General features: G+C 56.2%; 23 protein-coding genes. 7 read left to right on the forward strand and 16 right to left on the reverse strand.

Annotation, left to right across the window (positions count from 1 at the left end; translation table 11 throughout):
• Positions 1–211: 211 nt before the first annotated feature.
• The 3 genes from LEP6406_RS0201580 to LEP6406_RS0201590 form a co-directional block, all read right to left on the reverse strand.
• On the reverse strand, positions 212–1,273 hold the full coding sequence (locus LEP6406_RS0201580; protein ID WP_008311646.1) for a PstS family phosphate ABC transporter substrate-binding protein: 1,062 nt from the start codon (positions 1,271–1,273) through the stop codon (positions 212–214).
• A 92-nt stretch (positions 1,274–1,365) separates the two neighbouring features.
• Positions 1,366–2,889, reverse strand: coding sequence for a serine/threonine-protein kinase (locus tag LEP6406_RS0201585; protein ID WP_008311644.1), 1,524 nt, complete (start codon positions 2,887–2,889; stop codon positions 1,366–1,368).
• A gap of 25 nt (positions 2,890–2,914) precedes the next feature.
• A complete protein-coding gene (locus tag LEP6406_RS0201590) occupies positions 2,915–3,973 on the reverse strand; it encodes a LysR family transcriptional regulator (protein ID WP_008311642.1) in 1,059 nt (352 codons plus the stop codon).
• Positions 3,974–4,109: 136 nt separating this feature from the next.
• On the opposite strand from LEP6406_RS0201590, the gene LEP6406_RS0201595 reads away from it, so the two are divergent.
• The 3 genes from LEP6406_RS0201595 (at position 4,110) to psb34 (ending at position 6,029) form a co-directional block, all read left to right on the forward strand.
• Entirely contained in the window at positions 4,110–4,931 is an 822-nt protein-coding gene (locus LEP6406_RS0201595; RefSeq protein ID WP_155834607.1) for a hypothetical protein, read from the forward strand.
• Positions 4,932–4,972: 41 nt separating this feature from the next.
• Positions 4,973–5,467, forward strand: a complete 495-nt coding sequence (locus tag LEP6406_RS0201600; protein WP_008311638.1) for a 2Fe-2S iron-sulfur cluster-binding protein — start codon at positions 4,973–4,975, stop codon at positions 5,465–5,467.
• A gap of 391 nt (positions 5,468–5,858) precedes the next feature.
• Positions 5,859–6,029, forward strand: a complete 171-nt coding sequence (gene psb34, locus LEP6406_RS32545) for a photosystem II assembly protein Psb34 (protein WP_008311634.1) — start codon at positions 5,859–5,861, stop codon at positions 6,027–6,029.
• 280 nt (positions 6,030–6,309) lie between these two features.
• Here psb34 and LEP6406_RS0201610 read toward each other — a convergent pair whose 3' ends face one another.
• The 5 genes from LEP6406_RS0201610 to LEP6406_RS0201630 form a co-directional block, all read right to left on the reverse strand.
• A complete protein-coding gene (locus LEP6406_RS0201610) occupies positions 6,310–7,590 on the reverse strand; it encodes an aspartate aminotransferase family protein (protein WP_008311632.1) in 1,281 nt (426 codons plus the stop codon).
• A gap of 95 nt (positions 7,591–7,685) precedes the next feature.
• Positions 7,686–8,306, reverse strand: coding sequence for a TMEM165/GDT1 family protein (locus tag LEP6406_RS0201615; RefSeq protein ID WP_008311630.1), 621 nt, complete (start codon positions 8,304–8,306; stop codon positions 7,686–7,688).
• A gap of 623 nt (positions 8,307–8,929) precedes the next feature.
• Entirely contained in the window at positions 8,930–9,676 is a 747-nt protein-coding gene (locus tag LEP6406_RS0201620) for an FHA domain-containing protein (RefSeq protein WP_008309708.1), read from the reverse strand.
• Positions 9,676–10,383, reverse strand: coding sequence for a hypothetical protein (locus LEP6406_RS0201625; protein ID WP_008309706.1), 708 nt, complete (start codon positions 10,381–10,383; stop codon positions 9,676–9,678). The genes LEP6406_RS0201620 and LEP6406_RS0201625 overlap by 1 nt, the downstream gene beginning before the upstream one ends.
• A 76-nt stretch (positions 10,384–10,459) precedes the next feature.
• Complete coding sequence (locus LEP6406_RS0201630; RefSeq protein WP_008309704.1) at positions 10,460–11,338, reverse strand: hypothetical protein; 879 nt, start codon at positions 11,336–11,338, stop codon at positions 10,460–10,462.
• A 161-nt stretch (positions 11,339–11,499) separates the two neighbouring features.
• Here LEP6406_RS0201630 and LEP6406_RS0201635 point away from each other — a divergent pair, with 161 nt between their 5' ends.
• Positions 11,500–12,696, forward strand: a complete 1,197-nt coding sequence (locus LEP6406_RS0201635; RefSeq protein WP_008309702.1) for a glycosyltransferase family 4 protein — start codon at positions 11,500–11,502, stop codon at positions 12,694–12,696.
• A gap of 47 nt (positions 12,697–12,743) precedes the next feature.
• On the opposite strand, the gene LEP6406_RS0201640 is transcribed toward LEP6406_RS0201635, so the two are convergent.
• Positions 12,744–13,907 carry a glycosyltransferase gene (locus LEP6406_RS0201640; protein ID WP_008309700.1) on the reverse strand — a complete coding sequence of 388 codons (1,164 nt, stop codon included), beginning with the start codon at positions 13,905–13,907 and terminating at the stop codon, positions 12,744–12,746.
• A 163-nt stretch (positions 13,908–14,070) separates the two neighbouring features.
• On the opposite strand from LEP6406_RS0201640, the gene LEP6406_RS0201645 reads away from it, so the two are divergent.
• A complete protein-coding gene (locus LEP6406_RS0201645; protein ID WP_008309697.1) occupies positions 14,071–15,042 on the forward strand; it encodes a hypothetical protein in 972 nt (323 codons plus the stop codon).
• Positions 15,043–15,272: 230 nt separating this feature from the next.
• Here LEP6406_RS0201645 and LEP6406_RS26220 read toward each other — a convergent pair whose 3' ends face one another.
• From LEP6406_RS26220 to LEP6406_RS0201670, 6 genes are all read right to left on the reverse strand, one after another.
• Entirely contained in the window at positions 15,273–15,986 is a 714-nt protein-coding gene (locus LEP6406_RS26220; RefSeq protein ID WP_008309694.1) for a DUF4340 domain-containing protein, read from the reverse strand.
• A gap of 13 nt (positions 15,987–15,999) precedes the next feature.
• A complete protein-coding gene (locus LEP6406_RS0201655; RefSeq protein ID WP_008309693.1) occupies positions 16,000–17,664 on the reverse strand; it encodes a GldG family protein in 1,665 nt (554 codons plus the stop codon).
• 330 nt (positions 17,665–17,994) lie between these two features.
• Positions 17,995–18,804 carry an ABC transporter permease gene (locus tag LEP6406_RS0201660; RefSeq protein ID WP_008309690.1) on the reverse strand — a complete coding sequence of 270 codons (810 nt, stop codon included), beginning with the start codon at positions 18,802–18,804 and terminating at the stop codon, positions 17,995–17,997.
• Positions 18,805–18,812: 8 nt separating this feature from the next.
• Entirely contained in the window at positions 18,813–19,064 is a 252-nt protein-coding gene (locus tag LEP6406_RS30795) for a type II toxin-antitoxin system PemK/MazF family toxin (RefSeq protein ID WP_193364910.1), read from the reverse strand.
• 128 nt (positions 19,065–19,192) lie between these two features.
• Entirely contained in the window at positions 19,193–19,381 is a 189-nt protein-coding gene (locus LEP6406_RS0201665; RefSeq protein WP_008309688.1) for a hypothetical protein, read from the reverse strand.
• A 25-nt stretch (positions 19,382–19,406) separates the two neighbouring features.
• The gene (locus LEP6406_RS0201670) at positions 19,407–20,387 is read right to left on the reverse strand and encodes an ABC transporter ATP-binding protein (protein ID WP_008309687.1); all 981 of its coding nucleotides are present in this window, start codon (positions 20,385–20,387) and stop codon (positions 19,407–19,409) included.
• Between the two features lie 176 nt (positions 20,388–20,563).
• Between LEP6406_RS0201670 and LEP6406_RS0201675 the strand changes: the two genes are divergently transcribed.
• Complete coding sequence (locus tag LEP6406_RS0201675) at positions 20,564–21,070, forward strand: hypothetical protein (protein ID WP_008309685.1); 507 nt, start codon at positions 20,564–20,566, stop codon at positions 21,068–21,070.
• A 146-nt stretch (positions 21,071–21,216) separates the two neighbouring features.
• A complete protein-coding gene (locus tag LEP6406_RS0201680; protein ID WP_008309684.1) occupies positions 21,217–21,480 on the forward strand; it encodes a TIGR02450 family Trp-rich protein in 264 nt (87 codons plus the stop codon).
• Here the strand turns inward: LEP6406_RS0201680 and LEP6406_RS0201685 are convergent.
• Positions 21,434–22,513 (reverse strand): SGNH/GDSL hydrolase family protein, encoded by a 1,080-nt coding sequence (locus tag LEP6406_RS0201685; protein WP_008309682.1) that lies wholly within the window; start codon positions 22,511–22,513, stop codon positions 21,434–21,436. The genes LEP6406_RS0201680 and LEP6406_RS0201685 overlap by 47 nt on opposite strands.
• Positions 22,514–22,904 lie beyond the last annotated feature (391 nt).

Raw genomic sequence — 22,904 nt, forward strand, 5'->3', positions numbered from 1 at the left:
GAAAGAGAAAATTGCCGCCGGATTGGTCAGGGTCAGAGTAGAGGTTTATGCGCTAATAAATCAACCCTGCCCTGATGCGGTTGGGGGTAAATTTTGACGGGTCGAAGACCCGTCAAAATTTTCCTGACGGAACACTAGTACACCCACAGAGCAAGCGCTACATCACCTTTTCTTGAACGCCGTCAGGCTATACGCCTGAAAACCCAATCTGCTAGCGAATGGGAACAAATCCAGCTTCGTTGAGGAGATCCTGGCCTTGGCGGCTGAGCAGGAGGGCGGCATAGGCTTCCCCGGCCTGCTGATCAGCGCTGCCGTCCTCCCGCAGGATGACAAACATGCGACGGGTGATGGGGTAGTCACCGCTGCGAAATCCCTCCCGATTGAGTTGATTGCGCTGGTCGGGACAGGCGCTAGGGGGGACGTAGGGTTCGGCGTAGGGCTGCACTAGGGCATTAGCTTCGTGACCAAGGGCGATGGGTTTGACAGTGCATTGCCCTACTACCTCAGGGGCAGAAGCGTAGTAAATTGCGCCGGGGGTGTCGCTGACCAAGCGCAGGGCTTCGGTGGTGGTGCCAGCGGTACGGACGCTGGCGGCCAAAGGGGATCCTCCCAGCACCGTATCGACGAAAAACTCAACGGTGCCCCCGGCACCGGGGCGCGATACGGCGGTAATGGCTAAATTGGGTCCCCCAACTTGGCTCCAGTTGGTGAGGCTGCCCAGATAAATATCCCGCAGTTGGGTCAGGGTCAAGCCCTCTACGGCCAGGTCTGGATGCACTGCGATCGCTAACCCCTCAATGGCCACCGGAATTTCCTTCAAACTGTAGCCCTGCTGCTCTGCCCGTTGCCGCTCCTCGGCATTGAGGGGGCGGGAGGACTGGGAAAAGGAAATTTGATTGCTTAGCAGCATCTCAATGCCTGTACCTGACCCCGGTGGCACACCGATGGGGTTGGTGTAGCGGAGTTGGAAGCTGGGATGAACCTGGGTCAGGATGGAATCCACCGTACCTCGTACGGGAGCCCAGGTGGTGCTGCCACCATAGGCAAAAACCCCAGCGGGGACGCTGTCAACCTGGGCAAAGGTCTCGACCCCCGTCGTCGCTAGGGTGCTATCGGAATTGTTCGGTGTCGTCGCGCTGGGGGTGTTGCCCCCCATGAGGCTGCCCAGGTTGAAATCACCGCTGCGACTAAACCACCAGAGACCGCCACCAATTAGGCCCGCTGTAATTAAGAGGGAGGCAATCAATACCGGGGTCTCGCGGTTGCTACTCATAGAAACGTTAGAACTCCAGATTTCTACCAGGGCGGTCTTTATGGGCGTTGGACTCCAGGGCTGGATTGCCCTCAAGCGGCTAAAAAAAGATCCTAAAGGATTGTCGATAACAGGCGATAGATGAGGCGGAACAACGTTGCGATCGCAACCACCATCAGCCCTCCCAACACCGCCAACACTAACACCGATTCCAGCGGAGCCCCAGTTGCCAGCAACACCGAGCGTAGGGAGGGAAACACCAGCACCACCCCGAGAGTGACACCACCAATGATCACCAAGTCAAATCGTTCGATCACACTCCGAAGTTGCAACAGCACTAGCCCCACCACCAATAACAGCCAAGCGCCACTGCCCAGCCAAGTGGTACCCAGGAGGCTGAACAGGGCGATCGCCAAAAGACTACCCTCAAACCCCGTAAAGGCAGCCCCCCCCAGCAGCCGCACCAGGGAAATACTGGGCGTAGAGGCGCGGGGGGCAGCGGGGCGCGGGGTAGAAGGCGCGGGGATGGACGGAGCCGCCGCTCTAGGGCTCGCGGATGCGGCAGGCACGGGAGAAGCCATCGCAGGCGCGGGCACGGGGGACTGAATAGCCGTCCCGGCACTGCCGGAGGTGAGAGGGGTGGGAGTTTGAGGATTGGAACTAGGGTTGGCCTTGACCTGTTGGGCAGCAGCCCGGAGCGCCTCCAGCACGTCCTTGGCACCGGGGTAACGCTGGTTAGGTGTAGACAGCAACATGCGATCTAGTACCTCTGCGATCGCGTCATTCACCTGGGCATGGGACCGCCAACTCCACACATTATTGTAGGAATCGTAGAGATCCCCCGTCGCCTTCCCCGTCAGCAACGTAATGCAGGTCACCGCCAAGGCATAGAGGTCCGTCGAGGGATACACCGTCCCCCCCGCCATCTGTTCCGGGGGTGCAAACCCCATGGAATAGATACCCGTAGACTGGCCCTGGGCCGCCCCCTGAACATTGGTCACCTGCTTTACCGCCCCAAAGTCCAAGAGGTACAGCGACCCATTGCGGTGACGCATGATGTTCGACGGCTTGATATCCCGGTGAATAGTCCCATTTTCATGGACAAAGGCCAGCACCTTCAGCATTTCCACCAGCACTTCCGTCATCTCCCCCTGGGAAAAGGCCCCCCGTCGGGCCAACTCCTGCTCTAGGTCCTCCCCATCAATAAACTCCTGCACCAGATAGAAAAACTCATCCTGGCTACCCGGTTGCTGCCCCGGCACAATCAAAGGGAAAAAGGCATATAGGTTAGGAATCTGGCGATGGCGGTTGCCCAGATCTTCTAACACCGCCGCCTCTCGCTCAAAGAGGGACTGGGCCAACTGCATCTGGGCAGGACTCAAATTTCCCGAGGGTTGGAATAACTTCACCACGCAACGGCGCATGGTGGGAGTATAGCGATCGCGGGCCAAATAGGCCGCCCCGAAGCCCCCCTTCCCCAACAGTCTTTCCGTCAAGTAGCGGCCACTCAAAATCAGTGGCATCCCGCAGGCGGTGCAAAACTTCTGTCGCACGGTTTTCACCGTATCACCGCTGTCTAGATCGGCAAAATGATTTTCAGGACGGGGACAACTCGGGCGGGTACAAACAATATCCATAGGAGAGTTTGGTCAATCTCGCGTCCTAATCGCGGCGATCAGACTTGGGTCTATCGGCCTTATCTATCAGCGTCTTGCCATTGACATCCATGACAGTCGGAGTAGAGACCGGAGTCGTCACTGGGGCCGCTACCTTCCCAGATTTCCTAAAGTCTAGAGGACGATTTGTGAACTGCGGCAAAATCTCCTGGGCAAATGCCTCCGCCGCCTTAGATCGGTAGCGATTGGGATTAAAAATCACCGATAGCGTTCGGTGTACCACCAGGGAATCAATACGGGCACGATGAATCATCCCCATCTGAAGCTCCTTCTCAATGGCAGAGATGGAGACAAAGGATACCCCCAACCCCGCCTGCACCGCATTTTTGATCGCCTCAATCGAGTTAAGTTCCATCTCGATCCGCAACCGCCGGGTTTCAATACCCCAGCGCGTCAACACCTGATCAATCACCTTGCGGATGGTGGACTGGGAGTCGAGGGCAATGAACTTCATCTTATAAAGATCATCCCGCTGAATCATGTCGGCACTCGCCAGGGGATGGAAGACAGGCAGGATCAGTGCGAGTTCATCCTCAGCGTAGGGAACAATCTCTAAAGAATCTTGCAGTTCAGGAGGGACTTCACCGCCAATGATAGCCAGATCAACCTGCCCATTGGCCACACTCCAAGAGGTGCGACGGGTAGAGTGGACATGGAGTTGTACCGCTACCTCGGGATACGCCTTGCGGAATAGACCAATCATGCGCGGGAGGAGGTAGGTACCCGTGGTCTGACTTGCCCCGACGATCAGTGTCCCGCCCTGCAAACTTTGCAGGTCTTCAATGGCGCGACAGGTTTCCTGGCATAGACTGAGGATCCGATCGCCATACTCCAACAACAGGTGCCCTGCCTCCGTCAACTGAGCCCGTCGTCCGCCCCGGTCAAACAGTGGTACATCCAACTGGCGCTCTAGGTTTTGCACCTGAAGACTCACAGCCGGTTGAGATACGTAGAGGCTGTCAGCAGCCCGCTTGAAGCTTCCCTCAGTCGCGATCGCTTTTAAGATCCGCAACTGATCCAGGGTAAAGGGCAGATCGGAAGACATAATGCTCTATCCGGAAGAACGGTGAAGGCGAAAATACGGTGCAGCCATCGGGATCATCTGCAATCCTTAGATTACTCGCTTGGCGCGATTCCCCAACCAAATTGCAGCGAAACCTAAAGCATCTATGCAGCGGCAGGTGATTCAGTCATTTCTCAATCTCCCTGGCATCCTAGGGCTTGTCCTGATGGATGGTCGGTCTCAGCCCTACTTTTGTGGTCTAGAGCGGGGATTGAACTATCAACAGCGGCAGGCCCTGATTCAAGGAATTCAGCAGGTGGTCAGCACCACCCCGGCGGATTTTGAATCCTTCACCTTTCGGTTTAACTATCAAGAAGCCCACATTCATAAAATTACTGGCGATATTATCCTGCTGGTTTTAACCGATCCGGTGCTCAGTACTGCCAAATATCGTCAGAGCATTCAAGATCTCCTCCAATCCCTGCCGAAAAGCCCCCACAGCATTGTTGCCGATTTCCGCACAATGGCTGAGGGCAGCACCCTCAAGGGGCAGTCCTATTGGCATCCTGAACCAGACGGTGAAAACAAAGCCGACCTTCTAGCTCCTTCTGCCGCCGCCGCCGCTCCGCCGCCGCCGTCTCCGCCCGCTCCGCCCCAGTGGGAAGATATTCTAGCTGCCGTCAACAGCCTCAGTGATGAGACGGCTCGCTATCTGGGCAAAATTGTAGTAGCAAATACCTGGCGAACCACCCATAAAGCGGCCCCCAGCTTGGTGGCCTTCCAAGTGAACCGCAGTGGCCATTTGACCCTGAGCGATACCGCCGCGATTTCCCCGGATAGTGCCATCTCCTCCCAGGATCTAGCCGCGATTCAGAGTTGGGTCAACGCCTTCATTGCTCGTTGTGGGCTGGTTATTCGTGACTATCGGGCCATGGTGCTAGCCACCGCCCTGAGCGACGAGCAACGTACCATGCTTCAGGTCAATGGATCTGAGGACTAACCGCTTTTCCCACCCCCTTTCCGCCACCTTTAAGGAATCCCATGGCTAAGACCGTTCGCCTAGAGCCCATCGCCCAACAAAGTTCCGTAGAGACCAATGGCAACTTGTTGTCGGTGCTGCTTAATAAAGATCTCGAAGTGCTAAAGGAATGTGGCGGTCGGGGCATGTGTGCCACTTGCCACATTTATGTGCAGTCTGGGGCGGAGTCTCTGACCCCTGTCAATCGCCGGGAGCAGCGCACTCTGGAGGTGATTACCTCCTGTAAGACCAATTCTCGCTTGGCCTGTCAGGCGCGGGTGATTGGGGAGGGGGTGGTGGTGGAACTGCCGCCAGGGATGTATGTGAACTCCCTCCAAGACATTGAGGCTCTGATCGGACGGCGGGCGGAGCAAAATCTCCTCCACCCCATTACCGGGGCGGTGCTGGTGGAGGCGGGCAAGCTCATCACCCGCTCCATGATGAAGCAATTGGAAGATACGGAAACGAACTCTAGCTTCAAGGTAAGTGAGTTCTTCAAGCAGTCTTCGGAGTCCTAGGACTGGGCAGCATAAATACTCTGACCGTTCTATCGTGGTACACCGTGGCCCCTCAACCTAGCCCTCTTTCTTTGTGAGAGGGGACCAGAAAATGTTGGGCTGGCGCGGCAGAATCGTAAGCCTATTTCCGCCAAGTATTACTAGGACTGGGCGGCGGAAATCCTCTGCCCATTTCCCCTAGGTGTGGCCTTTCTGGGGTGTATTGCTTCGCGTTTCGCAAGCGACATAAAAGGCGAAGCCACGCCTTAGCGTTATGCACCCTACGAGAACCCTAAAACTTGAGCTTGACGCTGCGCTAAGAATTGGCCGGTAATATTGCGAAATATTGCGACTTCTTGCGGTAGTCTGCTAAGTTTATGGAGAGATTAATTTATGAGATAGGGGTTTTCCTATGCGCTACACAGTTGAAGATGGCGGTCGGCTGAACAACTTCGCCGTTGAGCCGAAGATGTATGAGGCAAAGCCCCCCACGGCAACTGAAAAGCGCAATTACATTGTTCTTGGGGGGGTGGCCATGGCCTTGGTAGCGGGTCTCTTTGCTCTAGCCTTTGTCGTCTCTTAGTGCTCTGCGGCGTAAATACCCTAACTGCTCTCTCGTGGTAACTTCGGCCCCTCACCCTAGCCCTCTCCCAGGGGTAGAGGGGACCAGAAAATGTTGGGCTGACGCGACAATAGTGGGCTGATTTACGCCATGCGGTACTAAGTTCTAGAGTCCTTGGGCAACTAAATCTCGGTAGGCATTACTCGGAATAGAATTGCTGAAAAAACCCGGAGGGAAACGCTACTAGCGTTTCCCTCCGGGTTTTGGTGTTGAAGTGCGCTCGTCACCTGGGGCAACAGGATTAGGGCAATAGGGTTGCGATCGCACAATCCAACTTCTCCATCCCCTGCTGGACCTCTGTTGCCGACAGAATCAGCGGCGGTACCAGTCGCACCACCTGGGGACCAGCGGGCACAATGAGTAGCCCTGCGGTCATGGCTGCCTTGACCACGTCAATGGAGGTAAAGGCCATCTCAGGGTTGATCACTAGGCCATTGATCAGCCCCCAGCCCCGCACCTCGGCGAATGCTTGGGGATAGCGATCGCAAATCTGCTGCAAGCCTGCCCGCAGCCGTTCCCCTTGATGACGGGCATTGGCCACCAGTCCTGCGGACTCTAGGGTTTGGCATACCGCTAGAGCTACCCCACAGGCAAAGGGATTACCGCCAAAGGTGCTGGCATGGTCTCCGGGCTCGAACACGGCATAGGCGTCTTTGCACAGGGTTGCCCCGATGGGGATGCCGCCCCCCAGCCCCTTGGCCAGGGTAAATACATCGGGTTCAATGCCCAGATGTTCATAGCCCCAGTATTGGCCAGTGCGGCCTACACCCACCTGCACCTCGTCTAGAATTAGCAAAATATTGCGATCGCTACAGATCTGCCGTACCGCCTGGAAGTAGGTCCGGTCTCCCGGTCGCACCCCCCCTTCCCCCTGGAGGGGTTCCAGCAAAATTGCCGCGACTTGGGGCTGGTCTGCATCGAGGGTTGCGATCGCACCCTCCAGTGCCGCTAGGTCGTTGTAGGGCACGTAATGAAAACCGGGCATCAGTGGGTCAAAGTGTTTCTGGTACTTGGCTTGCCCTGTAGCCGTCACCGTAGCCAGGGTGCGCCCATGGAAACTGGCCTGGGCCGTGATGATCACCGGAGTTTGGATGCCCCGTCGGGTGTGGGCATATTTCCGCGCTAGCTTAATCGCCCCCTCGTTGGCCTCGGCCCCGGAGTTACAGAAGAAGACTTTGTCGGCACAGGAATGGTCCACCAACCATTGAGCCAAGGCTCCCTGCTCTGGGATGTAGTAAAGGTTGGAAACGTGGTGGAGCTTCTGGATTTGTTGACTGACCACCGACACCATGACCGGGTGACTATGGCCCAGGGTACAGGTGGCAATGCCCGCGACAAAATCCAGGTACTCACGCCCTTCGGTGTCCCATAGGTGACATCCCTGACCTCGGTCGATGGCTAGGGGAAAGCGGCTATAGGTGGTCATGACTGCCTGATCAAAGGCAATGGGGTCAAAGGATTCCTGCACCGGGGGGGCAGAAACGGATTTCAGGGCACTATTCACAAGGGTCTTGAGGCTCACGCACGAATCTCCTTAGGGAGCGGTGCGACCATTCTAAACAGTTCTGTCAAGCCAGTTCCGTCCAGCCCGTAGGGATCTGCGGTGCTTGCTCACCCTCAAAATTCAAAATTCACTAGGGCTACCCAGCCAAATATCACAAATAACCCACCCCCTAGGGCGGTGAGCAGGCGCTCTGAGAGCTTACCAGCTACCAGACGGCCAACCATAACCGCGATCGCAGTGCAGATGGCATGACCCAGAATGGCTCCGGCCATGACCCCTAGAGGCGGATGGGCAGCGGAGAGGGTAATGGTGGCCAGTTGAGTGCGATCACCCCACTCTGCAACAAAGGTGAGGGCTAGTGCCTCCATGACAACGAGGCGTCCCGTGGTGTGGGCTTGGGACAAGGTGGAACAGGCTATGGCCTGCTCTGCTTCCGCCTGTTCATCACAGAGGCCGCTCTTGGAAGACATCTGGCTAGCATCGTACAGAAGTTTGAACCCAAAGCCGAGAAAAAGTGCGATCGCAGCTCCCTCGACATAGGGCCGGGGCAACAGCGTAAAGATCTGCCCCAACGCCACAGATAGGACAGTCATCCCCCCTAAAGCCAGTATTACCCCGAGAAATACCCAGCGACGGGGATGGCGCGTGGCCAAAATCAAGCCGATGAAAAAAGTCTTGTCCCCTAGCTCGGATAGGGTAATCAGCAATAATCCAGCGGTAAATCCCGTTAACATGCTCACGTCCTCTGGGGGAATAGGGAGGCTGAGTGAGCATGATGAGAAGAGTTGCCAAACCTCACCCAGCCCACGACAGCCGTGGACTCAGTGAAGGTCTCGCTAGCAAAGCCGAAGCTTGCCGTCTGGACCAGGTTCATCACCAGTGTGTTGACCCAGACGTCGAATTACCGGCAGGCAACTCGAAGCTACTCCCCTTCATAATCAACTTTGAGAATATCCCAATCTGGATTCCGCTGCATAGCAGTTTTGGCCTAAAACTAGGGGCTGTGGACAATCAAAGCCAGATTCCTGGTTATGGACTGGTTATAGCCCCTAGTACCGCAGGGCGTAAATCAGTCCACTATTGTCGCACCAGCCCAACATTTTCCGGTCCCCTCTCCCCGTGGGAGAGGGCTAGGGTGAGGGGCCGAGTGTGCCACGATGGAACGGCCAGGGTATTTCCGCCGCCCAGTACTAGCTTGATGCAGTAGGGGGGTATCAAGCTAGGCCGAGACAATATTGGTTCCGAGTAATTCAGGAGTCAGAATCCAGTACTCTCCTAGATTCTGGCTCCTAACTCCTAACTCCTCCCCAAGAGATGTGTCCCGCTTTGAGTTGATACCCATCAACCGGACATCATGTTAGCTGGCATCCAAATCCATTTCGTAATCCTGATCCTGATCTGACTCAAAGCTAGCGGCATCGGCTTCCGTGAAATCGTTACTGCGGCTAGAGCCAGATCCAAAGTGGTGACCTGTGTAGTAATGGTAGCCCCAGTAGTTGCGACCGTATTGGCCATAGCCGGGATACAGGTCATAGTCGTCGCGGTAGAGGGTTTGATCGAGTGGAACCCGCCCGTTTTGGCAGTGGGTGCATCCCTCGGTGGTTGTGCGTCCACAACGACGTTTAACCAAAAAGCCAATTTTGCGATCGCAGATTCCATCCGCTCCAAAGGCATTCCCATCCTCCCGGTTTCCGGTCCAGGCTGCTCCCCCGAGTCCTGGCCTTGATGGCGGCGGTGGTAGCGGTTCCGACTGGGGCAAACCAGCAGCAGATGGAGCCACTTCCACGGCAACGATGGTGATCCTATAGGAGCCGATTTGAATCAAGTCATTCTCGCTGACCGCTTGAAAGGGTAGGGCCACCCCGTTGACCTTGGTCCCTGTGCGGCTGCCGCGATCGTTAATTCTCAGCACCCCATCCACCGCTTCTAGAAGGGCATGGTAGGGCTCCACTGTGTCATCTTGCAAGACCAGATGGCTGACCGTTTCGCCATTGAGGGTGACGGGCATCAGGCCCAAGTCTCGCCCCACAGCGATTGGGGTCTCTAGTTCGGGAGCGTAATGGGTGTCTGTATTGGGATCCTGCCACTGAAGCTGAACTTGCATTACTCATCCCCGGAAAGAATAATTGCATAGGCCAAAGCCGCCTGCTGCTCAAGACTGAGGGCATCCAGCCCAAAGGCGGTCATCGCCGCTGGTGACATCGCCGACCGAATGGAGATCACCGTGTCATCATTGACATCCCGCAGCGAGAGCTTGCCATCTTTTAGCTTGATTTTGTAGAGCGAGACCTCCTCCGCAGTCTGGATCTCATACCCATAATCGCGCTGCTTGATGCGATAGAGACGGTTGCCCTGTCCATCATCCATGCGGTAGCCATCCCCCTCCCGTGCCTTGAGCACAAAGAGGTCTTGAGTCTGGTCAGCATTTTTGACCTTCCAGTAGCCATCGTAGGAAACGACATAGCCCAGTTCAGTATCACTGGGGTCTTTGATTTTCACCTTGCCACCGTCATTAACGGTGAGGCGAGCGATTTCCTGGTCGCTACTGTCCACGAGCTTGGCCCCGTTGTCCTGGAACTTCAGGGCAAAGGCTTCACTGCCATCGTCATGCTTAAATTTCAGTTGATCGGTGGAGCTTTGGGCCGTCGTAACGGTGGCTTGATCTGAAGCTTGATTTGAGGCTTGATCTGTGGACTGTCCGGTTTCAGCCTGGGTGGCTCTATCCACCGGGGGGGAGCTAGAACAGGCGGTGAACATCAATAGGGCAGCACAGCTAAGGCTGAGGCTCCAGATTGCAAAGCGGGGCATCATGGTTTCTCCCTTCTGAATGGAATCGCTTGAATGGAATCGCTGTAGGACACCGGGCTGGCATCGGTGCCGAACACCGTCAGCGGGCCTGCTTGGACATCTGTTTAGCCAGGGTCAGGACATGGTAAGCGTTCAAAAAGAGCTGGGTGATGAGCGTCTTCAAGCCTGCTTCTGTGCCCCAACCAGGAGCGGCTTTGATCCCTAAGGTAAGGCTGCGATCGCTCACCTTCAGCCGCTTAAGCTGCACATCTTCAGGCAGTTGGATCGCATTGATAATGTCATCTTGAATCTGTCGAATTTCGCCATACCGCTTACGCGAAAATTGCAGATCTAGAAGTAGCTCAATAGCCTTAGGTTTTTCCTTGCGTTTGAACTTGCTTTTGCCGCTGCGACTGCGCTTGTACCCATATTTCGCGATGGACAGGTCCGTCAAAGTGAGGGAAAAGTCAGTCCCGTCCACAAACGTTCCTGACACCTTGAGCCAGGTATCTTCAAAAAAGTCAATCTTCCAGCCGCGCCGCAAAGGGTCGGGCTGAGTGTCTGTTTTTTTATCCTTTTGCGTGGCGGCTGAGCACACCAACTTGACCTGGAAGGGCTCATTTCGCTCGGTATCACGGCTGAGGATAGCTAAAATCTCCGGCAGCAACCGATAGCGAATATCGGGTATATTCAGGCCCTTAAACCTAGCTTGAAGAATCAGGCCAGCAAGTAGAGCAGTTCCCCCGACCGGAAGCAAGATAAAGGCAATTAGGCTGACTTCTGTAATTGCCGCCCCAAAAACTGCCCCGAAAATGCCAATGAATCCGCCTACAGTGAGGAAGGTGGCCTGTTGCATTTTCTTTTCGATGACTTTGTCGTAGTCTTCGATAGCCTTACAGTCGATCTGAATGCGGGACGCGGTTGCGGTCACCTCATAGATCTGTCGATTTCGCTTTAGTTCTGCTGGATCAAATGCCATGGCCTTTCCTCAAGCGGTTTGTAACCGTACCCTGTTCGCGTTAGCGGCTCCCCTAGGGAGCAACGGAGTCGTTGGCTTTGCTGCCCCAGAGGGGCTAGGGGACGGTTACCTTTTCCCCAACCCAGGGGATGATTTTTTAGATGAAATATTCTTAGTTTCCCATGACCAAGGCCAGGATAGCCTACATCTCTTTTGATGTGGTTCCAGCTCCGAAGGGTGCTGCAATTCATATTCAGACCTTTGCGGAAGCACTCGGCCAACATTTCGGCGGGGTCCAGTTGGTGACGGTCTCACCGCAGGAGACCACAATCTCTCAGGGGCTCAGTCCTGAAATTTATCAAACAGCGTTACCAGCGGTCGGCAAAACCTTGATTGATCGAGTATTGAGTTTTCGGCAGGCGCTGTGGGGATGGTTACAGGGGCAAGTGCTGGAGGCTGGTCCCTTGGATGTGATCCACATTCGCTCGCCCTTTGAAGGCTTTCCGATTGCGTTGCATCGGGCTAAGCTCTGCCGCCACTTGATCTTTGAGGTCAATGGTTTGCCCTCTATTGAGTTGAAATATCGCTATCCCCAGGTGGCAGATGATGATGAGTTGATGCACAAGCTGGTGGCCCAGGAAGATGCCTGTCTACAAGCGGCAGACAGGATACTGACCCCCAGTGATGTGACGCGAGATTATCTGATCCAGCGGGGTGTTGGGCGCGATCGCATTCAGGTCATCCCTAATGGGGTTGACCTATCGGTGTTTACCTATGGCGCTCCCCGTCCCGATCCGGTGTTATCCCCGCTGAACCTGTTGTACTTTGGCACCCTATCCCCCTGGCAGGGGGTGGATCTGGCCATTGATGCTCTGGCGCTGTATCGCCGCGATGGTGATGCGCACCTGACCATCATTGGCCCCGGTAGACCCCATCAGCTCAAGCGACTACATACCCTGGCGGCAAAGCTCCAGGTGACTGCCCATGTGCAAATCCTGGACGCTTTGCCCCTGAAGGATTTGGTTACTCACCTGCACCGGGCTGACGCCATCGTGGCACCGCTGAAGGGGTGCGATCGCAATCTTGTCCAGGGCTGCTGTCCCCTCAAGGTTCTGGAGGGGATGGCGACGGGAACCCCCGTGATCACGACGGATTTGCCGGTAGTGCGGGCGATCGGGAATCCTGACCAGCACTTTTTGGCGGTCAAGCCCAATTCCTCTAAGGGCATTAAGGATGGGCTGTTTCAACTATGGGCAAATCCCGCCCTGCGGCTCACCCTCTCTCAACAGGCTAGACAACATGTGGAGCAGCAGTTTTCTTGGTCCTTAGCCCATCAACGTTTGATCGCGGTGTACGAGTCATTGCTCGCATCCCCATAGCTCTGTGGCGTATCCCTGTGAGCGCCCACTACAACCGATGAATCAGGTTAAAACATCTGGCTCAGCAGTCCCTTCAGGAAGATCTGCTCTTGGACCAGGGAGTAGGACTGGCAAATGTGCGATCGCGCTGCCTGTTTCACCCGTTCCTGCTCCAGAGTCGGTAACGCTAATACTTCCAAGATCGCCTCCCCCAATCGATGAAGCTGATGGCGAGAGAGCAAAAACCCCTGTTCCCCCGAAGTGATCACATCCGGCATTCCCCCCGCATCGCTGGCGATGCAGAGACAACCGCAGGCCATCGCCTCTAACAGGGCATTGGGCAGGCCATCCCAGAGCGAGGGCTGGAGATACAGGTCGCACAGGTGTAGATGCTGAGCAACCCGCGCTGGGGATTCCAGGTGGCCAGTTACCAGGATGCGATCGCCCACCTCGGGAAACTGACCGCGAAAGTTTTGCACCAGGGTTTGGCTTTCCGAGCGCAACTCCCCAATGATCAGCAGGCAGGCAGGGCGCACTGAGTTGACATGACGCAGCGCCTCTAGCAAAAACTGTTGACCTTTTTTTTCTCGCAATTCCCCCGAAAAGCCCAACACAATCTCGTCCGATTGAATACCGAGATCTGCCCGCAGCGATTGTCCCTCAGTCCCATCCTCCTGAGGCCGAAACAGCGTCACATCCACCACGTTTTTGTGGAGATGGGCGGCGCGATCGCTCAAAATCTGGATTTTACGAACCAAATCCCGACTGACCGTGGTGATCTCTGTGGCATGGTTCAATGTCCACTGCAACCGGGCAAAATCCCCAGGGGGAAACAGGGCACGATCAACATCATTTCCTCGGGCACTGACCACAGAAGATATCCCCTGAAGCTGGGCGCAGTACACCGCCAAAAAACCCGCAGGAAAGAGATAATGCCCCCACAGCAGCAGGGGTTTTTCATTGGGCACCGTCAGCAGCCAATCCAAGACATTCATCGCCATGGGCAAGGTCATGTCCCAATGGCGATACAACCCCAAGCGATAGACCGTCACCCGGCCAGAACATTGGGACTCCGGCGGCGATAGCTCCCCTGGTGGCAGGTAGCGGCTCCAGGTCAGCACAATCACCTGAAGATCCAACGCCGCCAGAGCCGCCACAATGCGTCCGGCACTGCTGGCAACTCCACCAATATCAGGCGGAAACCGCTCTGCCAGGAAAATCAATGAAGCCATAGTTGGGGGGAATCAGGGATATCAACCATGACCCGTCATGGTTGATGCGTCAAACATGAAGAAATATCACCCAATTTTCCTTCGGATTTCGACCTCAACCCCATCTCCAAGAGGGGTTTGTTAAAGTGTGCACAGCCAGATGTTCCTGAAGCCGCCCCGCTCCATGACTCAAGACGGATCTCTTGATTTCAAATTGGTTCAGCGGGTTTGCGCCCTTCAGCAAGCCCTCGATCAGGCGCTCTATTCCCTAGAGGAAATGAGAGCACAACTCCAGGATCAGCAATGGCTGGAATCCCAGTTGGCCAAGACCGAGAAGTATGCCAACGTCCAGCAGCAAGCGATCGCATACCTCAAGTCCCAGCTCACCCAAATTACCGATAGCCAGCGTCATCTGCTGCACCTTATGGGAATCCACTTAGAAGAGTGGGTGGGGAGTCAACAGGTGGCCCTGAATCGCCTCAACCTCCAAATTGAGCAGGGCGAGGCAGAACTCCAGTCATTTTTGCACCATATCCGCACCCAGAGCCCCAACTGGCAAACCCTGGGGACTGCCTCCGAGGCGAATCGTATGGATCTGGAAGCGGAGGTCATGATTGCCCGCTCCGCCACCATTAGCCTCGGTAGCCAGTTGCAAGCGGCCCGTCAGCATATTTTTACCCTGGGGTCTGTGCTCAATCACCACCATGCTGATATTGTCCAATTGACAACCGCTCTGCAATTGATGCTGGATGCCCTTTCAGAAGAAGTGGCGGATGAGGAGATATCCTCAGTGGAGATCGTGCCTGCTCTGCCCCCCGCTGATGAAGCCTGCATGTTGCGCCATACAGTGCGGGTGCAACAGGTCCGCATCCATGAGTTGGAAACATCCCTGGCAGATCAGTTTGGTCGCCAAACGCAGCTCAAGCAACGCTGCCAAACCCTAGCTGCCGAGCGGGACTACTACAAACGCCAAGTAGAGCATCTGCAACAGCAAGCCCAATCCGCCCCCTCACCTGCTCTAGGGTGGACGGAGGAAAAAGGGCTGGCTCCTCCCCCTTGGCAACGGCGTCTCCAGTTTCAGTCACCTCCGCCGATTCAGCCCCTGCAAGTTGATGAGGTTCCGAGGGGGGTGAATCAGATCATTCCGAAGGGGTGAGGGGGAGTGGGGGAGTGGGGGAGTGGGGGTGTGAGGGTGACAGGAGTTTTGAGTTTTGAATTGATCCTGTAGGGGCGCGGTTTCCGCGCCCAATGCAGGGGTGTTGAGGTTATTCCCGTAGGGGCAATCCCTTGTCTTGGCTATGCTCAAGGAACCTCCTCCTAACATCCCCTCTTGGGAGGGGTGCCCGAAGGGCGGGGTGGGTTCCTCTGTTGCCCGGTAGCGGCCCATCATTCCAGGGAGGGGGGAGGGGGCAGGGGCAAGGTCTCCGCTGGGGTATCTACAGGGGGATCGTCTTGGCTGGGGATGGCGTCGGCATCGGGGGCCGTCTCGGGGGCTGTATCGGGGGCCGTTTCGGAAGTCCCATCCACCACCGCTTTCCACTCCTCTAGGGGCCGATCGACGGCATTGAGGACATCTTGGGAAAGGAGGGCGAGGGGAATCTCGGCAGCCTCCTGGGGCAGGGGAAATTGTTCCGGGTCCACTAGGGCATAGACGCCGCTACCACTGAAATCGGGGCTGCCCACAATCAGTTGATGGGTGGTGCCGTCCACTAGGGTTAGATCCACCGTGGCAAAGGGTACCCCGAGGCCAAAATCATCCCGCTCGGTAGCGTCCAGGGTAAGGTCACGACGGGTGAGACCATCACTGGTGAGACGGCTGAGGAGAAACGCGATCGCGGCGGATTCCGCTGGTACCGATTCCGGGGCCGTCATCTGCCACATCCCCGCCTCATCGCGAGTGAAAGTCACCTCCTGGCCCTGGGTTTCAATGTGGAGCCCGGTCACATCCCCTTCCTCAAAGGGGAAGACAGGACTGCCCACCCCCGCCCCTTCGCCCATGGGGGCATTGCCGGGGTTGCGGCGGGTTTCAGCGATCACTACACCTATCCCGAGGAGAAGTGCGATCGCAACCAGCGCTACCGTCGTTTTCTGGAGTTTCATCCTGGTTATTTCCCTATCGCCGCCGCAACCACATCAGCACCGCCAGCGCAATCCCCGTCAGGGGCAGCACCAACAGGGCAAAAACGATCAAGCCCACCTGCTGCTGGGGGGTGATCAAAATCCGCCGATTCGTTACTTCCTTAGGCCGAATGGAGAGCGCCTCATCCCCCTGCTGACCCAACCAATTGACGGAGTTGAGAAAGACATCCCCATTAAGCTGCTGATCAAACAAGCCATCACTGGCAAAACTAGAGTTGCCAATCACCACCAGTCGCGCCTCCCGCTGAGCCGGTTCTGGTTCCCCTTCGCCATTTTCCGCCTCCCCCCCTTCTGCTGGAGTCTCCACTGGACCCTCATCCGTTGGAAGCTCTGGCTGCGGATCCGCAGGAGTCGCCGCCGTATCCGGTACCGGGCGACTGAGGGCTACCCCCAGCACATAGGGACCATCCGGAGCTGCCTCAGGGTCAAAGGCTAGATCCCCCTGTTCAGAAATGGGCTCCGCCCGACTCTGGGCACTGGTCAGCAACAGTGGTGTCGCCGTCACCTCCGGCACCTCCTGAGTTTCCACCGGACGCACTAAGGGGAAAAAGGAACGCCCGCTACCAAACTCCTGGGTAATGGGGTGCTCACCGTATTGAGACACCAAGGGAGCCGCAGGGCCAAGACCGACAAACTGCCCACTGCCAGAGGTATCCAATACCAGGCGGTCATCCAGCACCACCCCCCAATCATCCAGAATCGGAGTCAGCCCCCCATCTGCTTGGGGATCCAGCAGTAACAGCGCACTCCCTCCACTTGCCAAGTAATCCCTTAGGGCCGTCACCTCCGCTTCAAAGAAAGCCTGGGCAGGCCCCGCTACCACCACCACATCCGCATCCTCTGGTACGGTTTGGGTTTCCGCCAGATTCAGGGGTTCTACCCGGTAACTCTTGTCCTCTAGGCTAGTCGCCGCCGTGAGATAGCCCGACTCACTGCCATCAATGGCGTATTCCTCATGGCCCTGCACAAAGTACACCGTCAGCGCCCGATCATTAATGATTTGATCCAGAGCATTGGTCAGACGACGCTCCGAGAGCCGTTCAGGAGTGCCCATGCCCTGGGCCGCCGCCGCTCCCACGGATTGCAAAAAGCGGCGATCCTCCCCCATCTCCAGAAACACCATCCCTGGTGCCGTCGCGCCAAACACCTGAGCCTGCTGAGGATTGGCATAGGGATCGACATACTCATAGCTAAATTGTGCACTTTGGCGACGATAGCTTTCCAACAACTGCACATCTTGAGGATTTTGAGTCCCGTCAAAGATCACTACCTTCACGGGTTCCTGAAGCTGTTGAGTCAATTGCTGGGAAGCAGGAGCCAGGGTGAAAATCTGGTTTTCCGTCAGGTCGATCCGGCTGGAATACCGCACCGCCACAAAATTCACCAGCCCTACAATCGCCAGCACCGCCAGCACCGCCACCGCCGCATTGGTTCCAGATTGGGTCGATCGCTGTTGCCAAAAAGCACCCCCACTAAAGCTCAGGCCCACCACTAGTAACCCTAAACCCAGAATCACCAGCACCCCCGGCAGCCATTGCCAACCCGCTAGCCCCCCGGCCACCAGCCCCGCCGTCGTCAGGGCTAAACCGGGCCAAACCAGAAACCTCAAGCTCCGTCGCGAAAAGGAAATCTCCTTCATAACTCAGTCCAATACGCTTTGCTTAAAAATCACTTACTGATGCCATTTCTCGAAAAGAAATATCCTGCCTTGGGGGCACAGCCTTACCCCCCGTAACAGTTCTGTTGCCTCAGATCTGTTGGCTCCGGTAGGACTTTCTTTTGTGGAAATCTCCTTGAAAATCATGGCTGAGAGGACGCTGGAGCGTCTGGAGAGATGTTCCCTCGCCCCAGCGTGGGAACGATGAAAGCGGAAAGCCTTGTGTTTCCTGGAATCCCCTTTCATCCTTCATCCTTCTGCCTGCTACGCACGGGCAAAGCCCTACATCCTTCTGCCTTCTGCCTTGTGGTACTAGTTGCGCTGAAAACGCAGGGTCTCAATAGACTGGGCTGTGAGAAATAGCCCCAACCCCAGGTAGGAGAAAAACAGCACTATCCCGCTGGTGCTAAATACTCCCTGGGTAAAGTCTGTGAAATGGTTCAACATCGACAAATGGCCTAGGGCATCCCCCAATACACCGGGGATGGCTCGGGCTAGGGCATCCACAATCCAGAGGAAGAGTACTAGGGCAAAGGTCATAATGGCCGACAGCACCGTGCTGCTGGTGAGGGAAGACAAAAACATGCCCATGGATAGAACGCTAGCCGCCAGCAACACCAGCCCCAAATGGCCCATCACTAAGAGCGTTGGCGGAAACATGGGCTCCGAAGACTGCAACGCCACCGCCTCACACAGCATCAGGGGCAGCACCAGGGTGATATAAAAGGTCACGACCGCCATGAGTTTCCCTAAGGCCACCACCCAGTTGGTGATGGGGGATGTCGCCAAAAGTTCCAGGGTGCCCTGCTTGCGCTCCTCGGCATAGAGTCCCATAGAGAGGATGGGCAGGATAAACATCGACAGCGATCCCAGCAAGCCCAGGTAGTATTGCAAGAATTCGTAGGCCACATCAATCGGTGCGCCCCCCAGGCCAAACTGCTGGGCCTGATCTTCCTGAGCCACCTGGGCAATCAGCCCCTCAGGGCTGAGCAGAATCACGACGAGGAAAAAGCCTCCCAACAGCCAAAACACCGCCGCAATGATGTAGGACAGGGGTGACGCAAAGTAGCTCTGCAACTCCCGTCGGTAGATTGCTATCAAATTTGCTAAAACAGTTCGCACAGAAATTACTATCCCTCCTGATTAACATTCTCAGATTCAAATCCCAGCCAAAACAGTAAAGTATCCTCCACTTTTGAAAGCTTTTGTGAATCTAGCTCACCCAATTTTCTCAAAAATTTTGCATGAGAAACAGTAATAATATTCTGAGTGTCAAAAGCTCCTGATCTCAAGAATCCAACTTGAACATCCACTTCAAAACGAGAACCTCTTGGACTAGTACTCTGCGGCGCAAATACTCTGACCGTTTTATCGTGGTACACCTCGGCCCCTCACCCTAGCCCTCTCCCAAGGGGAGAGGGGACTAGAAATATGAGACTGGTGCGACAGAATGGTAAGCCTATTTTAGGCTAGGTGTACTAGTGGTGTGAGGGACTAGGGTAACTAAGGCTCAATATCTTAATTCTTGTTGATCTAAGGCCAAAAATAACTCGTCAGCATTTAAGGCTAGATCCTCATCTTCCAAGGGCGGAAAATCCCAAGAGATTAGTCGCCGCAAGATTCCCATGGCAATTTCAAGTTGCTCTGAATTAGTCAGGGTGTCGAAGTTTCTAAGGATTTCTTGAGCTAAAACAGTCATGATTTTCAACCTGAGTATAGTTTTTCTACAGGGTTGTAGCTGGCTCTGCGGTGGTCTCCATTGGGGGTTCCTCCATGGTCAGGTTGAGGAATACATCCTCCAAGCTAGCGCGCTGCCGTCGCAGTTCTCCTAGGCCAAAACCCGCTTGGATGAGGGAAACTGCGATCGCTTCCCCTGGTTCCGCTTTTGCCTGGGCCACCACCCGAAAACGGTGGCGATCCTGGGTGTCGCGTTCAGGGGAAATGGGTTCCACCTGGGCCACCCCTGTCACCTGGCGCAGATGTTGGTGCAGGGCAGCTTGATCTCCCCGAGCCTCGACATCGTAGCTGAGTTCCCCAGTTAGACGAGTCATTAGCGCTTCGGGGCTGTCGATGGCGACGATTTGGCCCCGATTGATGATGGCTACGCGGTTACAGGTAGCACTCACCTCCGGCAGGATATGGGTGGAGAGAATGATGGTGTGGTCCCCGGCCAGACTGCGGATCAGCCCCCGCACCTCGTTGTTTTGGCGGGGGTCAAGGCCGGAGGTGGGCTCATCCAGAATGATCACAGGGGGATCGTGGACAATGGCTTGGGCAATGCCCACCCGCTGACGATAGCCCTTGGAAAGTTTGCGGATAATCACATTCTCCTTTTCCTCTAGACCGCAACGGGTCAGGGCCAGTTTCACCCGCTGGGGCCGATCTCCAGCGGAGATGCCCTTGATGCGGCCTACAAAGTTGAGGTAGCCCGTCACCGTCATGTCTAGGTAGAGGGGGGGAGCTTCCGGCAGGTAGCCAATGTGCTGACGCACCGCCATGGAGTCGCTGTGGACATCAAAGTTGGCCACACGGGCGGTGCCACTGGTGGCGGGTAGGTAGCCTGTGAGGATACGCATGGTGGTGGTTTTGCCAGCGCCATTGGGTCCCAGGAAGCCCAGAATCTCTCCCGGCTCCACCGAGAATGTCACGTCTCGAATGGCGGTGGTGGAGCCGTAGGCTTTGTGCAAGTGGTCAACTTCGATCATGGTGGGGCGATGGGTAATCCAGTTGGGGTGTTCATCTGGTCTGTGGCGATTATGCCCTGATCCCCCGGTCCTTTGAGAAGGGGGGTACCCTAGGAAAGGCCATAAGCATTGATAATGAAAGCCGTTCTTTTTGTCCCCCCTTTGTTCTGAGTTTGTCCTGAGTACGCCTTTAAACTATGCCGGAATCTACTGACCCCAATCCTTCCAGCCCGTCACTGGAGTCCTCGGAATCCCCCCAGGCCGTTAATCCTGCCCCTGATACGCAACTCCCCACTGGTCCCGGCTTTGCCCTTACCTTTCTCTATTACTTTTCGGGCTCGGCTCTGGTGGCGATGGTGTTGGCGGTTAAGTCTTCTCCCTATGGACTGAGTACGGGGGTTTCTGGCCAGTTGGCTCTGATTGTCGGGGCGGTGGGGGGCTTTTTGGGGGGATTCTTTAACCACACCATGACGCTGGAGGTGCCCTTTACCAACCGCAAAGCCTTTGTCAAATCCCTAGAGGCTGTCCTCACACCCTTGGGCTATGAACTGGCGGAGGAGGTGGACAAGGTGCAGGTGTACCGCCGTTCGTCCCTACGCCAACTTTTTTCGGGCTCGATTTATGTAGAAATTCAGCAACAGCGGGCGGTGCTGTCTAGTCGGGCGATGACTATCCGCGTTCTGCGAAAACGATTGTTGCCCTAGTGCAGCGTCAAGCTCAATTTTTAGGGTTCTCGTAGGGTGCATAGCGCTAAGGCGCGGCTTCGCCCACGCGAAGCAATGCACCATAGAATGGCCGCGCTACAAATAGGGATAACCCTAAGTTTGAGTCTTGACAGACCACTAGAGCTATGGCGAAGAAGCAAAGGTTTCCCCATCTGGTGGGGTCTAAATGGACAGCTCAGGACAAGGTGTTGGGCTGGCGGCATTTTCAAGTGGTGAACCGCAAGAATCAGGGGGCGCTGGTGTTTGCGGAGATTGTGGCGGCCTGTGATCCCCAGAGTCGGCTCTGGGTGAATGCGGGGATGCTTAAGAACCGGAGTTTGTGGCAGGCGGGCTGGCAACCTGTTAGCGCCATGGATCTTCGGCAGGGTCTGATAGGACCGGAGGGGTAGCGAGATCGCTTTTTAGGGCCGGTCTCGCCCCTTGGGGGCTGCTACGCCAATGACTATCGTGGTTTTCGATCTGCGATCGCACCTGCTGAACTAGGGCAGCACTGACCAGTTCATTCCCCTCGGGGCTGAGATGGATATGGTCGCGATAGAGTCCCTGGGGCTGGGAATTAGCCTGGAAGCTGGGCAGAAAATCCAGGTAGGGAATCTGTTCAGCGGTGGTTAAGTCCAGAAGCCGCTGCCGTGCCACAATCTCGTAGTCTCGGGGGCCGGGGGACTGTACCTCCCGTAGCAGGGGAGTCATCGCCAGCACCATCTGCCCTTCAGTCTGCTGTACAAGGCGTTTGATTTGGCGCAGGGCTTCTAAATTGACACCGACGCGATCGCTGTCTTCTTGATGTAATGCCTCTAGCTCTGGGCTGGGGCGGGGTTTGATCAGGCGGTGGGCAATTTCCTGGAGGGCCAGGGTGGGGCGGCGATCGGGATAGTTGCGATCGCGCCCCACTGGCAGCGAGGTAGGCGCGATCGCAAACAGGTCATCGGTGTTGATCAACACAATCACCCCCCAGGAGCCAAAATCACCAAACTTGGCTAGATAGGCCAACTCATTGCGCGGACCCCAGGAATTCGCCGAGGCATTCAGCACCTCCACCGTCTCCTTACCCGCCAGCTCTGGCCCCGCTGCCGCCCCTGCTAACGCTAACTCCCGCTGAAGCTGGCGCTGGAGCTGCATCGACAGAATCGCCTCCTGATCGGTCCACCAGCCCCCGTTGGCAATGGAATCCCCCAGCAGCAAAATCCGCAGCGTGTCCTCTGTCGGCAGGGGCGTAATCTCCGGCCCCCGCATGGAGTAGCGGTTAATCAGAATGCGGTTACCAAACCGACGGATCCGTTGATGGGGCGCAAGCCGGTAGCCCACCTGGGTATCAGCCACGTAGAGGGGCGGATTGCCAAATCCAAACACCAGGCGGAGGGCCGCCTCCAGTGCCGCTACACCCAATGCCAGACATCCAACTACCAACAGGGCTAACTTCACGGCTATGCCTCTCTGGAATGCTTTCCCAGTTTATCGGCAGTGGGGAGTGTGAGGGTGTGAGGGTGTGTGTGGGTGGGGGAGTGTGAGGGTGGGGGGTGTTGGGGTGATAGGTGGCAGAAAGTTTTGAGTTTTGAGTTTTGAGTTTTGAATTGATCCCGTAGGGGGGCGGTTTCCGCGCCCAATGCAGGGGGTGACAGATAGATTTCGTAGGGGCAATCCCTTGTGGTTGCCCTTGTTGCTGGATGACCGGTATTGGGGTGGGTAGGGGCGAGCGGCGCTCGCTCTTGCAGGGGTGTTGGGGTTATTTCCGTAGGGGCCATCCCTTGGCTGTGCTCAAGGAACCTCTTCCTACCATCCCCTCTTGGGAGGGGTGCCCGAAGGGCGGGGTGGG

The organism is Leptolyngbya sp. PCC 6406, from assembly GCF_000332095.2.
In the GTDB taxonomy this organism is placed as follows: Bacteria; Cyanobacteriota; Cyanobacteriia; order Phormidesmidales; family Phormidesmidaceae; genus PCC-6406.